Genomic DNA, 14443 nt, shown 5'->3' with positions numbered 1-14443 from the left:
CGCCTGCTCAAACGCTCGCGGGCCCGGCCTCCCGCCGGGAGCCGAGGGCGGGCAGCAGCGCCGCGACCACGGCCAGCACCAGGCAGACGCCGACGGTCGCGGCGAGGGTGCCCCATGGGATCACCATGGGCACCGCGACGCCGAGCTGCCCGCTCAACCCGTCGGCGAGCGCCGCCAGCGCGGCCACGGCCACCGCCAGCCCCAGCGCCGCCCCGGTGACCACCACGGCCGCGGTCTCGGCGGCCAGCAGGCCCAGCACCTGAGCCCTGGTCGCCCCGGACAGCTTCAGCACTCGCAGGTCCCCGGCCCGGCCGGTGGTGGACATGAGCATCGTGTTCACCACCGCCAGCAGCGCGAACCCGGCCGACACCCCGATCAGCAGCGCGGTGAACACCCACACCAGCCGGTCGTCCTCGTCCTGGCCACTGGCTGCGTAGGCGGCGGCGCTCAGCGGGCGCGCGCCCAGTCCCGCGACGGCATCCGCCGAGACGGGCTGTGCGGCGTAGACGACCGGGGTCAGCGCGGAGGGGTCGATCGCACGCACCACCGCGCGGTCGAGCAGGATGCCCGCCGGCAGCGGTCCCCCGGTGAGCACCGCGACCACCTCCAGCGTGATCGGCCGGCCGTCGGGACCGAACACCGCGTGCGAGCTGCCCATGGCCCAGTCCGCCGAGGTCGCGAACCCTTGCGCCACCGCCACGGGAACCACCGGCCCGCCCGCCGACGGGGTCGGAGCTGCCGGTGCCCCGGTGCCGGAGGGCGGCATCGCGCCGGTCGGCTTCACCGCGGTCGTGACGAAGCCCGCCGGAGATCGGTGCAGAGCGGTCAGGCTGCCGGAGGCCACCGTCAGCACCGTGTGCTCGGCAGGCGTGACACCTGCGGCGGGCAGTGGCTCGACGCCGTCGTACAGGGTGGTGGGCAGGGTGGACAGGCCGCCCACGGCGGTGACGGCGGCGTCGGACAGGCCCGGCGTGCCGTCGGGCACGACCACGGCGGTGGCGTCCGCGACGGTGACCCGGTTCAGTCCGTAGTACGCGGTGGTGGTCTGCACCATCCCGCCGATGAGGACGGTGAACGCCACGCAGAGCAGCACCGGCGCGGCGGCCGAGGCCGAGCGCCGGGCCGCGATGGCGACATGCTGGCGCACCAGCAGCACGGTCGCGCCCCGGCCGCCCGCGAACGGCACGGTGAGCAGCCGCACCGCGCCCGGCAGCAGCAGTGGAGCAAGCAGGCTGCCCGCGGCGACCAGCAGCAGCGCCGCGTACAGGGCGTAGGAGCCCAGGTCCGCCCCGGACGCCCGGGTCGCCGCCACTCCGACCGCGACCGCACCCACCAGCGCCGCCGCACCGGCGAGCAGCCGTACCCGGCTCACCGGCCGGTCGTCGACGGCGGCCTCCCGCAGCGCCGCCAGCGGGCCAACCCGCGCCGCGCGCCGGGCCGCCGCCCAGGCTCCCGCGAGCGCCACCAGCACCCCGGCGGCCAGCGCGGCAGCGGGGACAACCGGCTGGTACAGCACGGTGAACGACGCCGGCTCGAACCCGGTGCGCACCAGCCAGCCCGCCATCGGCCCGGCGGCCAGCAGGCCCGCCGGCGCCCCGATCGCCCCGCCGAGCAGGCCGAGCAGCAGCACCTCGCCGAGCACCCAGCCCCGCACCTGCCGGGGCACCGCCCCGAGCAGCCGCAGCAGGCCCAGCTCGCGGTGCCGTTGGCGGGTCGCGAAGGCGAACGTCGACGCCACGATGAACACCGACACGAACGTGCCCAGCGCGGCCAGGGCCGACAGCACCTGCAGTCCGATCCACCGGGTGCGGGCGTCGCCGACCGGCTCCAGCGCGCCGCGCGCGTCCCCGGTCAGCACGACCCCGTCGGCACCGACCACGTCGGCCACCGCAGCGGCAACCGCCGCGGGGTCGGCGTCCTCGCCGGTCAGCAGGCCGATCACGGGAACCCCGCCGCCCGCGGTCACGTCGCCCACCCAGATGCCGGAGCCGTCGACGGTGCCCGTCACCGTGAACGGCTGCGGCCCGGTCGCCGTCAGCAGCTCCACCCACGCACCCGGCGGCAGCCCGAAGTCCTCGCCGAGCGCGACCTCACCGGCGGCGGCCGGTGCCCGGCCCTCGGCGAGCCGGTAGCCGCCGAGAACGGCCGAGGACCAGTTGTAGGCTTCGCGTTCCCCCGCGACGAGTGCGCCGTCGTGCAGGAGCTGGGCGTAGAAGCGGTGCACCGGCACCACCGCCGACACGCCGGGCACGGCAGCCAGCCTGGTGGCCAGTGCGGCTGCCTGATCGTGCGGCCACGGGCGCGGTTCGGTGAACGCCTCCGGGTTACTCGGCGGCACCGGCCGGATCAGCACAGGGCTCGCCGCGTACCGGTCCGGGGTGACCGGGCGGGCCGAGCCGAGCAGCAGGCCGCACACGGTGAGCACGGCGACCGCGACGGCGAGCGTCAGCAGCGTGCCGAGCAGGCTGCGGCGGCGTTCCCGCAGCGAGGCGAGCGCGATCATGCGTTCACCGCCCCGCGGGCCAGCCGAGCGGCGATACGCGCGGGGTCCGCGCCGGTGATCTCGTCGACCAGCCGCCCGTCGGCCAGCACCAGCACCCGGCCGGCGGCCGCTGCGGCCACCGGATCGTGGGTCACCATCACCACGGTCTGCCCGTGCTCGTCGACCAGCCGCCGCAGCGCGGCCAGCACCACCCCCGACGACGTGCTGTCCAGCGCCCCGGTGGGCTCGTCGGCGAACAGCACCGCCGGCCGGGTGATCAGCGCGCGGGCGATGGCGACCCGCTGCTGCTCGCCGCCGGACAGCTGTGCCGGGTAGTGCCCGGCCCGGTCGGCCAGGCCCACCTCGGCCAGCGCCTGCGTGATCGCCGCGGCCTGGGGCGCGCGCCGGGCCAGGCGCAGCGGCAGCGCCGTGTTCTGCGCCGCGGTCAGCGCGCCGACCAGGTTGTACGCCTGGAACACGAACCCGATCCGGTCCCGCCGCAGCAGGGTGCGGGCGTGCTCGGACAGCCCGGCCAGGTCGACGCCGTCGACGGTGATCTGACCGCTGTCGACGGTGTCGAGCCCGGCCCCGCACTGCAGCAGCGTGGACTTGCCCGAGCCGGACGCGCCCATCACCGCGGTGAAGCTGCCCTGGGCGAACTCCGCGCTCACCCCGTCGAGGGCGGTGACCGTGTTCGCGCCGGTCCCGTACGTCTTGCGGACCGCGTGCAGGCGGACCGTCGCCGTTGATGTCATACGACCACCCCACCCGAACGCGGGGCCGGGCACACGGGTGCGGCGGCGAGGATCCGGACTAGTCCCAGCACTACTGTGCCGGGTATCGGTGCAGGTTAGGGTCGTGCGGTGACCCCCCGCACCGCCCTGTCCGCCGCCGCGACCCCGCCCTGGCGGCTGGCGCGTTCGAGCTGGCCGTGGCGGTCGCTGCTGTACCTCGCCGCGGGCCTGGTCCCGGCCGCGCTGCCGCTGGCGCTGCTGGTCGGGATCGAGCTGCTGCGCCCCGGACTCAGCGCGCTCATCCTGCTGCTGGTGGCCGCGCTGCTGGTCGTGGTCGCCGCCGGGCCGGTGATCGCCGGGTTCGACCGGCGGCGGCTGCGCCTGGTCGACACCCGCCCGCTGCCCCCGCGCCCGCCGCTGCGGCTCCGCGAGCCCGGCACCTGGCGCGAGATCGGGTACGCCGTGCTGAGCGCCTGCGTGGCCTGGTGGCTCGACCTGGCCGTGGTGCTGCTGTCGCTGCTCCCGCCGCTGATGCTGATGTCGGCGCCGCTGCAGCCGTCCGGGCCGGGCGCGGAACTGCCCGCCGACGCGTGGTTCACCACGCTGCTGTGCGCCGCCGGGTTCGTGCTGCTGCCGTTCGCGGCGTACCCGATCACGGCCTGGGCCGGGGCGCGGGCCGCCGTCGCCCGCGCGGTGCTCGCCTCGGCGGACAGCGACCTGGTCGAGGTGATGCGCTCCCGGCAGCGGCTGGCCGCGGGCTTCGACGACGAACGCCGCCGCCTCGAACGGGACCTGCACGACGGCGCGCAGCAGCGGCTCGTCGCGCTGAGCGTCACGCTCGGCCTGGCCCGGCTGCAGGTCGCCGACGACCACACGGTCGCGCCGCTGCTCGACGACGCGAAGCAGCAGACCGCGGCCGCGCTCGCCGAGCTGCGCGAGCTGATCCGCGGCGTACACCCGCAGATCCTCAGCGACCGCGGCCTCGCCGCGGCGATCCGCGACATCGCCGGGCGCTCCCCCGTGCCCGTCGACCTGGACCTGCGCCTGGACGGGCGGCTGCCCGCGCCCGTCGAGGCCACCGCCTACTTCGCGGTCAACGAGGCGCTGGCCAACCTGGCCCGGCACAGCAGCGCCGCCGGCGGCCGGGTGCGCGCCTGGACCCAGGACCGGCAGCTCGTGCTGGAGGTCCACGACGACGGCGCGGGTGGCGCGGACCCGGCCCGCGGCACCGGGCTGACCGGCCTCGCCGACCGGACCGCGGCCGTCGGCGGGCGGCTGCTGCTGGCCAGCCCGCCCGGCGGGCCGACGCTGCTGCGGGTGGAGCTGCCGTGCGAACGCTGAGGGTGGTGCTGGCCGAGGACTCCGTGCTGCTGCGCGAGGGCCTGACCAGCCTGCTGCGCCACTTCGGACACGAGGTCGTCGCCGCGGTCGGTGATGCCGACGCGCTGCGCGAGCAGGTGCCGCTGGTGCGCCCCGACATCGTCGTCACCGACGTGCGTATGCCGCCCGGCTTCAGCGACGAGGGGCTGCGGGCCGCGCTGGCCTTGCGCGCCGCGCTGCCGCACCTGCCGATCCTGGTGCTCAGCCAGTACGTCGAGCAGACCTACGCCGCGGAGCTGATCGACGCAGGCCGGTCGGCGGGCACGGGATACCTGCTCAAGGACCGGGTGGGCGAGGTCGCCGAGTTCGTCGACGGGCTGGTCCGGGTCGCCGACGGGCACACCGTCATCGACCCCGAGGTGGTCCGCCAGCTGCTGGACCGCCGCCGCGACCCGCTGCACCGGCTGACTCCGCGCGAGCGCGAGGTGCTCGGCCTGGTCGCGGAGGGCCGCTCCAACGCGGCGATCGCCCGCCGCCTGGTGGTCACCGAGGCCGCGGTCGCCAAGCACATCGCGGGCATCCTCGCCAAACTCGACCTGCCGCCCGACGCCGACGACCACCGCCGCGTCCTGGCGGTGCTGGCCTACCTGCGCGGCTGACCGTTCACGGCCGCAGCCCGGCGCGGGCGACCGCGCCCGGTTCCGGGCCCGCCTCGGCCAGTGGCGTGCCGTCCGGGGACCAGATCGCCGAGCCGCCCGCGGCATGGTCGAAGCCGCCGCCGGTGGAGCCCGCGAAGCTCGCCGTGGCGACCCAGACTCCCCGGTCGGCGGCGACGCGGCGGGCGCGTTCGGCGGGCACGTGCGCGTCGCGGGCGTGGTCGAGCACCGAGGCGACGTACACGTGCATGCCCAGCTCGGCGGTCGCGGCGTCGTGCTCGGCGAACCTGGTGTCGCGGCAGATCGCCAGGCCCAGCCGCCACCCGTCGACCTCGACGACGGCCGGTCCGTCGCCGGGGCTGAACCGCTCCTCCGACTCGTGGATGTGCACCTTGCGGTACGCGACCCGGGCCCCGTCGCCGTCCACGGCCAGCGTCGCGATGTACGCGTGCCCGGCCGTGTCCCACACCGGCGCGCCGGCCAGCGCCAGCGTGCCGGTCTCGGCGCAGGCCTGGGCGAGCGGGGCCAGGCGCGGGTCGCCGGGCGTGATCGCGGGCGCGTCGAGCTGGTAGCCGGTCAGCGACAGTTCCGGGAACACGACCACCCGGGCCTGCGCGGCCCGTACGGCGGCGGCGTGCTCGACCGCGTTGGCGGCGATGTCGTACGCCACGGTCGGCGGCTGCGCCACCGCGATCATCAGCGGCCCGCGTCCCATCGGCACTCCCCGCTATCGAATAGCCGTCACACGTGCACCCGGCAGTCATTCACCTCACGTCACCGGGGCCGGGCCCAGCGTAGTCCGATCAGGTTACGCCGAACGGAGCGATCGACCGCCGTCACGCGCTGCGGTCACGCTCACACGGGCAGTCACTTAGTCGGCCCGTACCGGATAGTCAAGCGTTGATGGGGTGGAGATTCATCGCTTTGACTCTAGGCACACCCAGCAGCCGCCCGCTCCGGCAACCGCCGGAGGCGGCAGGCTGCCCGAAAGGATGTGCCAGATGTTGCACCTGCACAGGCGGAAGGCTACCCACCGGTGGGGCGTGAACGCTCTGGCGGTGGCCGCCCTGGCGGCGTGGGGTCTGCTCTCCCAGCCGACGCCGCCGGCGCACGCCGCCGAACCCGGCGTCGAGCCGTCCGCCGTGACCCGCACCCTGCCGCCCGGCGGCACCGCCACGATCAGCAAGGTGGTGCACACCCCCACGGTGCCGCCGAAGCCCGACATCGTGTTCCTCGCCGACACCACCGGCAGCATGTACAGCGCCATCGACAACGTGAAGACCAACGCCGCCGACATCCTCGCCGCCGTCAGCGGGGCGCAGCCCGGCGCACAGTTCGCCGCCGCCAACTACAAGGACGTCAACGACACCCCGCCGTTCGCCGTGAACCAGGGGCTCACCGCCGACCAGGCCCTGGCGCAGGCGGGCATCAACGCGTGGAGCATCGGCGGCGGCGGAGACCTGCCCGAGGACGGCCTCAACGCCCTGTACGAACTCGCCACCGGCGCGGTCACGTTCCGCCCCGACGGCACCCGCATCGTCGTCATCTTCGGCGACGCGCCGTCGCACGAGCCGAGCCTGGGCCACACCCGCGCCCAGGTCATCTCCGCGCTCCAGGCCGCCCACGTACGGGTGGTCGCGGTCAACGTCGGCGCGGGCGGCCTCAACCAGAACGGCCAGATCCAGGCCGTCACCGACGCCACCGGCGGTGTGTTCTTGGACAACGTGCCCGCCGACCAGGTCGCCGACGCGATCCTGGCGGGCATCCAGGCCATCGAGGTGACGGTGACCCACAGCGTGGACTGCGACGGCGCGCTGTCGCTGGCACTGTCCCCCGCGTCGCGGACCGTCACCAGCGGCGACGACGCGGCGTTCAGTGAGACCGTCGAGGTGGACGGCGGCGCGGCCCCGGGCACGTACCACTGCGAGGTCGACTTCCTCATCGACGGGACCAGCCGCGGCTACGTGCAGACCCTGACCGTGCACGTGCCGGGCCTGAGTGTGTACGACGTGCAGGTCAACGAGGGCGCCGGCACGGTCGACTTCACCGTCACCCTGTCCGTGCCCGCCCCGTTCCCGGTGAGCGTCAGCTACGCGACCACGGCCGGCAGCGCCGGGGCGGCCGACTTCACCGCCAAGAGCGGCGTGCTCAACTTCTCACCGAACGAGACCCTGAAGACGGTCACCGTGCCGATCGCCGACGACGCCGTCGACGAGCTGAACGAGACCTTCAAGCTGGGCCTCAGCTCGCCCAGCGGCGCGGGCCTGACCGACCCGTCCGGTGAGGCGACCATCGTGGACAACGACCGCGACGGCGTCTTCACCTGCTCCGCGACCGCCCTGAACCTGGCCGGCCAGCTCGCCGCCCAGGCCAACCCGGCCAACTCGCCGTGCGTGGACGCCACCGCGGCCGGCCCCGACAACACCTTCAACGCCGGCCTGGTCACCGTGAAGACCACCGGCCTGTCCGCCAACACCGACCTGACCCCGAACAACCTGAGCACCGCACCCGCCGCCGGCGACAAGGCCGTGTCCACCTCGGCCGCCGGCTCCACGAAGATCACCGTCGCGGGCCTGGTCACCATCGAGGTCGGCTACATCAACGCGACCGCCTCGGCCACCTGCGCGACCGGCCCCGGCGGCCTCGTCCCGCAGTTCACCGGCTCGTCCACCATCACCAACCTGAAGGTCAACGGCGCGACGGTGACGGTCGGCAGCGGCCCGCTCACCATCCCGCTGGTCGTCGGCAGCCTGAAACTCAACAGCACCACCACCACGGCCACCGGCGTCACCCAGCAGGCCCTCGTCCTCGACACCCTCCTCACCGACCTCGTCATCGGCGAGGCCAAGGCCGGCGTCACCGGCACCCCCACCCATCCCACCGGCACCCCCTGCCGCGCCTGAGAAAGGAAGGGCACCTTCTTATCGCCATAGGTAGTGCAAGGTGCCCTTCCTAACACTGCACCACCTGCGAGCTGCCAGGACGTTCGGCCGTTGCTGCGGTCCGGGCGTCCTGGCCGCCGTACGGAACCGCAGGGGCCGCCCGGCGGTCGAAGGTAACGTGAAAACCGTGCGCGTAGTGCCGCTGCTGACTGTTCTGCTGCTCGCCGCGTGCGCGCAGCCCCTCGACGCCGGTGCGGACGGCCCGCCCGACGACGGCGCCGTCCTGGCCGGGCGGACCTTCCTGTCCACCGCCGTCGTCAAGGACGGCAAACCCTACGAGCTGTTCAAGGGCACTCGCATCCGGCTCACGCTGGACGGCAAGGGCCATGTCGGGGCCACCGCCGGCTGCAACAGCATGGGCGGCGACGCCGACCTGTCCGGCGGCCGCCTGCGGATGACCGGCGACGTGAGCATGACCGACATGGGCTGCGACCCGAAACTGCACGAGCAGGACGAGCTGGTCTCCGGCTTCCTCCAGGCCGGGCCGCGCTGGGAGCTGTCCGGCGACAAGCTGACCCTGCGCACCGACACCATGGAGGTCGCCATGCTGGACCAGGAGTCCGCCGAGCCGGACCGGCCGCTGAGCGGTGTCCGCTGGCAGGTCGACACCGTGCTCGACGGGCAGAGCGCCAGCTCGGTCCCGAACGGGGCGACCGCCTGGCTCGAATTCGCCGACGGCAAGGTGCAGGGCAACACCGGCTGCAACACCCTCGGCGGTCCCGCCGTGCTCGCCGAGAAGACCATCGCCTTCGGTGACCTCTTCACCACGAGAATGGCCTGCGCCGACGAGGTCAACCGGCTCGAACGGGCCGTGCTGGAGACGCTCAAGGGCGACGTGGCCTGGGAGGTCACCGCCGACCGGCTGACCCTCACCGGCCCCGGCGGCCATGGACTGCAGCTGCGCGCCGCGCAGAAGTGACATGCCGCATCGCAGCCGCCGATCCGTCGGATCGACGACTTTGCGCAGGTCGGAAAGCCGTCGCTGTAACCATCGCCACCAGCGCTGTGTGGAGAAGTCCACAAACGAATCCGGCTCACGTTCATACGTTGGGGTCTCCCTACCGATACAGGAGACTTCGATGCAGGCACGAGCGACCCACCACCGGCTGACCCGCGCGGCGCTGGCCGCCGGTATGGCGCTGAGCGCCCTCGCGGTGAGCCAGCTCGCCCCGGCGGCACCGGCGGCGGCGGTCACCGGGCTGACCCGCCAGACCGCCACCGGCCCGAGCGACAGCCTCGCCAAGACGCAGAACAAGACCTGCCCCGCGGGCACCGTCGCGCTCGGCGGCGGCGGCGGCGTGTCCGGCGCGACGGGCCACATCGGCATGGACTTCATGCTGCCCGTGTCCGAGAACACCACCTGGTCGGTGACCGGGCGCGAGGACGAGAGCGGCACCGGGCTGCGCTGGTCGCTGTCCACCACCGTGCTGTGCGCCCCCGCTCCGGCCGGCTACCAGGTGATCGCCGGCAGCTCCGCCTGGTCGTCGCCGACCAGCAAGTCGCACCTGGTCAGCTGCCCGCTCGGCAAGGTCGCCCTCGGCGTGGGCGGCGCGGTCAGCGGCGCGTCGGTCAGCGAGCTGATCCTGGAAGACCTGCGGATCGACACCGGCAGCGTCACGGTCACCGGCGCGGAGGACGGCACCGGCTTCGCCGGAGACTGGCAGGTGCAGGCGCGGGCGATCTGCGCGGACCAGCCGGCGGGTTACGAGCGGCTGCTCGACGACAGCGCGTACAGCTCCAGCAGCACGCAGTCGGTGACGGTCACCTGCTCCGCGGGGCGCAAGGTGCACGGGGTCGGCGCAGAGATCCTGGGCGGCGAGGGCCAGGTGCGGCTGACTGCCGTGCACGCCGTGTCGAGCACCTCGGTGACGGCGAGCGCGACCGAGGACGACAACGGCTTCAGCGGCAACTGGAAGGTGCGGGCGTTCGCGATCTGCGCGAGCTGAGCCCGCGGCCGGCGGGCCTCAGCCCCGAGGCTCGCCGGCCGCGCCCGGCGAGCGGCCGCCGTGACGGCGAGGGCAGCCGTCAACCGCCCACGCCCAGCGAGGGAACGGGCCATCACCACTCCGAAATGGTCGGTGGAGCCGTGCGGGTGCCCGACGCCAAACTCGCCTCCCAGCAGTGGTCTCTGATTCTCGTAGATGTTGCGAAGCTCGCCCGGTCCGATCTGCACGGCACTCGCGGCGCAGGTGCTCGGCTCGTCCCCGCCCCCACAGCGTCGCACAGACATGATCTGATGCCGGGACTTGATCTCAAGACAGGAGCTCGACATGTCCTTTGCCGGATGGCCCGCCCGCGCGGCCGCGTTTCTCGTCGATCTGGCGGTGGTGGGTGCCGCACTCCTGCTGGTCCGGTTCAGCGGCCTCCCCGACGGCGGCTTGGCCAAGCTCGCCCCGTGGCTGGTGATCGCGGCGCACGGAATCAACCGCTGGTACTTCGGCGGCAGGTCGGGGCAGTCGCTCGGCCGTCGCCTGTTCGGCATCAAGCTGGTGTACGAGCGCGGCCTCTCGCCGATCGGAGCGCTGCAGGCGTTCCTGCGCGATGTGGCGCACGCGGCCGACACGATCGTGTTCTACGTCGGCTGGTTCTTCCCGCTGTGGGACGCCAAAAAGCAGACCTTTGCCGACAAGATCACCAGCACGGTCGTGGTGAAGGCCTGACGGCCCGGCTGCCGGCCCCTCGACTCGTGCGAGGCGCCGGCAGCACCGGATCGCGGGTCAGGCCGGGGTGAGCAGGTTGCGGGCGCGGACCGCCTTCAGCGACAGGGTGCGGTAGCCGACCTCGTCGAACAGCACCGTGATGCGGTCGTTCTCCTCGCGCATGACCACGCCCGGACCCCACTGCTCGTGGGTCACCCGCGACTGCACCGGGAACCCGGTGTCCACGTCGGACTGCGCGTCGGCGGTGCCCGCGGCGCAAGTGTCGCAGTTGCCGCAGGTGTCGACCAGGTCCTCGCCGAAGTAGCCGAGCAGGAACTGGCGGCGGCAGTCGTCGGTCTCGGCGTACCCCCGCATCATCTCGACCCGGGTCAGCTCGATGGTGCGCATCTGCGCCGCCTCGACCGCAGCCGCCGTGACCGCGTCGGCCAGCTCGCCGCCGGTCCACCGCACACCCTCGCCGGTGGTCAGCACGGCCCCGGCCTCCTGCAGCAGGTTGATCGAGCGGGTGACCCGGGCGCGGGTGACGTCCAGCTCCTCCACCAGGTCGTCGATGCGCACCGGGCCGTCGGCGGCGAGCACACCCGCGCCGACGCGGGTGAGCAGCTCCTCGTCGACGGTGCCGGAGGAGAAGAAACGCGGCAGGCGCAGGTCCTCGGGCCGGAAGTAGAGCACCGCGGTCGCCGGGTCGGCGTCGCGGCCGGCCCGGCCGATCTGCTGGTAGTACGAGTCCAGCGACTCGGCGGGCGCGGCGTGCACCACGAAACGCACGTTCGGCTTGTCGATGCCCATGCCGAACGCCGACGTCGCGACGACCACGACCCGGTCGGAGGCGAGGAACGCGTCGTGCACCGCCGAGCGCTCGGAAGAGCTGAGACCCGCGTGGTACGCGTACGCCTCCTCGCCCGCCTCGCGCAGCGCGGCCGCGTACTCCTCGGTCTCGCCGCGGGTCTGCACGTAGAGCAGGCCCGGCGGGTCCAGCGCGATGATCCGCTCGATGATCTCGCGGCGCTTCTCCCGCTCGGTGATCTCGCGGGACACCTCCAGCCGGATGTTGGGCCGGTCGAAGCCCTTGACCAGCTGCACCGCGTCGCGCATGCGCAGCCGCTCGACGATGTCGGCGCGCACCGGCGGCGAGGCGGTGGCGGTCAGCGCGAGCACGGTCGGGTGGCCCAGGCGCTCGATGACCTCGCCGAGGCGCAGGTAGTCGGGCCGGAAGTCGTGGCCCCAGGAGGAGACGCAGTGCGCCTCGTCCACCACGAACAGCGACGGCTTGGCCTCCAGCAGCTGCTGCACGACCTCGTCCTTGGCCAGCTGCTCGGGCGCGAGGAACAGGAACTCGGCGTCACCGGCCTGGATCGCGTCGAAGGCGGCCGCGTTGTCGCGGGCGCTGCGCGCGGAGTTGACCACGTGCGCGTCCGGCGCGCCGCGGTCGACGAGGTTCTTGACCTGGTCGCGCTGCAGCGCGATGAGCGGCGACACCACGATCGTCGGGCCGCCGACGACCAGCGCCGGGACCTGGTAGATGGCGGACTTGCCGGAGCCGGTCGGCGACACCACGATCGTGTCGCGGCCCGCGGTCACGTGGGCCATCGCCTCCTCCTGCGCCGGGCGCAGCGCCGTCCAGCCGTACACCTGTGCCGCGACCTCGCGCAGCCGCTGCAGATCTCCCACGGTGGTACCCCTCCCCAGACTCGAACCCGCATCCTCCCATCCGGTGCACGCATGGCCCGCAGCGGTCCGAAAGGTAACGAAACCTTGGCGCGCGTGTAACTTCCATGAAACTGATTACCGTCAATGGTTTTGTTTACAGGCAGTTCGACGATGGCCTATGGTGTCCGGTGGAAGCGCTCCCAGTCCTGGCACATCCCGATCTCTCCTCCCCTGCCCAAGGAGTGACATGCACGCCACGACGAGCAGAAAGCATCGCCTGACGACGATCGCCTCGGCCATCGCGCTGACCGTCGCCGCCACCGCCGTGAGCCTTCTCGCGGCGCAGCCCGCCCAGGCCGCCACCATCTGCGAGCAGTACGGCACCGTGGTCGCCGGCAGCTACGTGATCCAGAACAACCGGTGGGGCACCAGCGCCACCCAGTGCATCAACACCACCAGCAACGGGTTCAGCATCACCCAGCAGGACGGCGTCGGCAGCACCTCGGGTGCGCCGGTGTCCTACCCGTCCATCTTCCTGGGCTGCCACTACAACAACTGCAGCCCGAGCTCCCCGCTGCCCAAGCAGCTCAGCACCATCGGCACCGCCAACAGCAGCATCAGCTACTCGTACCCCGGCAGCGGCACCTACAACGCCTCGTACGACATCTGGCTCAACGCCGACACCAACGTCTCCGGCGTCCAGGACACCGAGATCATGATCTGGTTCAACCGGCAGGGCAGCATCCAGCCCATCGGTTCCCAGACCGGCACCGCGAGCATCGCCGGGCGCAGCTGGGCCGTCTGGACCGGCAGCAACGGCGCCAACAACGTCGTGTCCTACCTGTTCACCGGCTCGGTCATCAACTCGCTGAGCTTCGACGTGATGGACTTCGTCCGCGACACGTTCACCCGCGGCTCGCAGTACGGCAACAACAACTGGTACCTGACCAGCGTCCAGGCCGGATTCGAGCCGTGGATCGGCGGCGTGGGCCTGACCGTGAACTCGTTCTCGGCGGGCGTCACCACCGGCGGCGGCACCCAGCCGCCCGGCACTCCCGGCACCCCGGCCGCGTCGAACGTGGGCTCCAGCAGCGCGTCCTTGAGCTGGTCGGCCTCGTCCGGCACGGTGAACAGCTACCTGATCGAGCGGGCGACCGGCGCGAGCAGCACCAGCTTCAGCCAGGTCGGCACGTCGTCCTCGCCGTCGTTCACGGATTCGGGCCTGGCCGCCAACACCACGTACCGGTACCGCGTGCGGGCGAGCAACTCGGCGGGCACGTCCGGCTACTCCGGCACCGTCAACGTCACCACCACCGGCGGCGGCACGCAGGTCCCCGGCACGCCGGGCACCCCGACCGCGTCCGGTGTGACGTCCAGTGGCGCATCGCTGAGCTGGTCGGCGTCGTCTGGCACGGTCAGCAGCTACCTGGTGGAGCGGGCCGCCGGCGCGAGCAGCACCAGCTTCAGCCAGATCGGCACGACCGGCTCGACGTCGTTCACCGACTCCGGGCTCGCCGCGAACACCACGTACCGGTACCGCGTGCGGGCGTCGAACTCGGCCGGCACCTCCGGCTACTCGGGCATCGTCAACGTCACCACCACCGGTGGCGGCGGCGGGTCCGGCTGCACCACCACCGCGTCGGTGCAGAGCCAGTGGAACAACGGCTACGTCATGCAGGTGACGGTCACCAACACCGGGTCGGCCTCGATCAACGGCTGGTCGTCCACCGCGACGCTGCCGTCCGGCCACGCGCACACCGGCTCCTGGCCGCAGGCCGCCGTGGTCAGCGGCCAGAACGTGACCCAGACCAACCAGAACTGGAACGGCGCGCTCGCGCCGGGGCAGACCGCCTCGTGGGGCTTCCAGGCGAGCCGCCCCGACGGCAACACCGCCCTGCCGACCACGTTCTCCTGCACCGCCTCGTAACACCCTGCCGACGTGCGGCGGAGCCACGCCTCCGCCGCACGTCGGCCCCGCCTCCCGCGCGCTGCGCCACGG

General features: G+C 73.2%; 11 protein-coding genes. 7 read left to right on the top strand and 4 right to left on the bottom strand.

The window, feature by feature from the left end; translation table 11 throughout:
* Positions 1-7: 7 nt before the first annotated feature.
* Positions 8-2503, bottom strand: coding sequence for an FtsX-like permease family protein (locus tag ACFQO7_RS04085; protein WP_376805112.1), 2496 nt, complete (start codon positions 2501-2503; stop codon positions 8-10).
* Positions 2500-3237, bottom strand: a complete 738-nt coding sequence (locus ACFQO7_RS04080) for an ABC transporter ATP-binding protein (protein ID WP_376805111.1) — start codon at positions 3235-3237, stop codon at positions 2500-2502. The genes ACFQO7_RS04085 and ACFQO7_RS04080 overlap by 4 nt, the downstream gene beginning before the upstream one ends.
* Positions 3238-3345: 108 nt before the next feature.
* On the opposite strand from ACFQO7_RS04080, the gene ACFQO7_RS04075 reads away from it, so the two are divergent.
* Entirely contained in the window at positions 3346-4557 is a 1212-nt protein-coding gene (locus tag ACFQO7_RS04075; RefSeq protein WP_376805110.1) for a sensor histidine kinase, read from the top strand.
* 2 nt (positions 4558-4559) lie between these two features.
* Positions 4560-5195, top strand: coding sequence for a response regulator (locus tag ACFQO7_RS04070; RefSeq protein ID WP_465252379.1), 636 nt, complete (start codon positions 4560-4562; stop codon positions 5193-5195).
* Between the two features lie 4 nt (positions 5196-5199).
* Here the strand turns inward: ACFQO7_RS04070 and ACFQO7_RS04065 are convergent, their stop codons facing one another.
* On the bottom strand, positions 5200-5907 hold the full coding sequence (locus tag ACFQO7_RS04065; RefSeq protein ID WP_376805108.1) for a carbon-nitrogen hydrolase family protein: 708 nt from the start codon (positions 5905-5907) through the stop codon (positions 5200-5202).
* Positions 5908-6235: 328 nt separating this feature from the next.
* On the opposite strand from ACFQO7_RS04065, the gene ACFQO7_RS04060 reads away from it, so the two are divergent.
* The 4 genes from ACFQO7_RS04060 to ACFQO7_RS04045 all read left to right on the top strand — a co-directional run bounded on the left by ACFQO7_RS04060 (position 6236) and on the right by ACFQO7_RS04045 (position 10794).
* On the top strand, positions 6236-8095 hold the full coding sequence (locus tag ACFQO7_RS04060; protein ID WP_376805107.1) for a Calx-beta domain-containing protein: 1860 nt from the start codon (positions 6236-6238) through the stop codon (positions 8093-8095).
* Between the two features lie 166 nt (positions 8096-8261).
* Entirely contained in the window at positions 8262-9053 is a 792-nt protein-coding gene (locus tag ACFQO7_RS04055; protein ID WP_376805106.1) for an META domain-containing protein, read from the top strand.
* Positions 9054-9213: 160 nt separating this feature from the next.
* The gene (locus ACFQO7_RS04050; RefSeq protein ID WP_376805105.1) at positions 9214-10080 is read left to right on the top strand and encodes a hypothetical protein; all 867 of its coding nucleotides are present in this window, start codon (positions 9214-9216) and stop codon (positions 10078-10080) included.
* Between the two features lie 324 nt (positions 10081-10404).
* Positions 10405-10794, top strand: coding sequence for an RDD family protein (locus ACFQO7_RS04045; protein ID WP_376805104.1), 390 nt, complete (start codon positions 10405-10407; stop codon positions 10792-10794).
* Between the two features lie 57 nt (positions 10795-10851).
* Here the strand turns inward: ACFQO7_RS04045 and ACFQO7_RS04040 are convergent, their stop codons facing one another.
* Positions 10852-12465, bottom strand: coding sequence for a RecQ family ATP-dependent DNA helicase (locus ACFQO7_RS04040; protein ID WP_376805103.1), 1614 nt, complete (start codon positions 12463-12465; stop codon positions 10852-10854).
* Positions 12466-12691: 226 nt separating this feature from the next.
* Here ACFQO7_RS04040 and ACFQO7_RS04035 point away from each other — a divergent pair, with 226 nt between their 5' ends.
* Positions 12692-14371, top strand: a complete 1680-nt coding sequence (locus ACFQO7_RS04035) for a GH12 family glycosyl hydrolase domain-containing protein (RefSeq protein ID WP_376805102.1) — start codon at positions 12692-12694, stop codon at positions 14369-14371.
* Positions 14372-14443 lie beyond the last annotated feature (72 nt).

It is taken from the genome of Catellatospora aurea (assembly GCF_042663325.1).
GTDB classification, from domain to species: Bacteria; Actinomycetota; Actinomycetes; order Mycobacteriales; family Micromonosporaceae; genus Catellatospora; species Catellatospora aurea.
The sequence above is the reverse complement of the archived record's forward strand: the minus strand, read 5'-3'. Positions and strand labels throughout refer to the sequence as shown.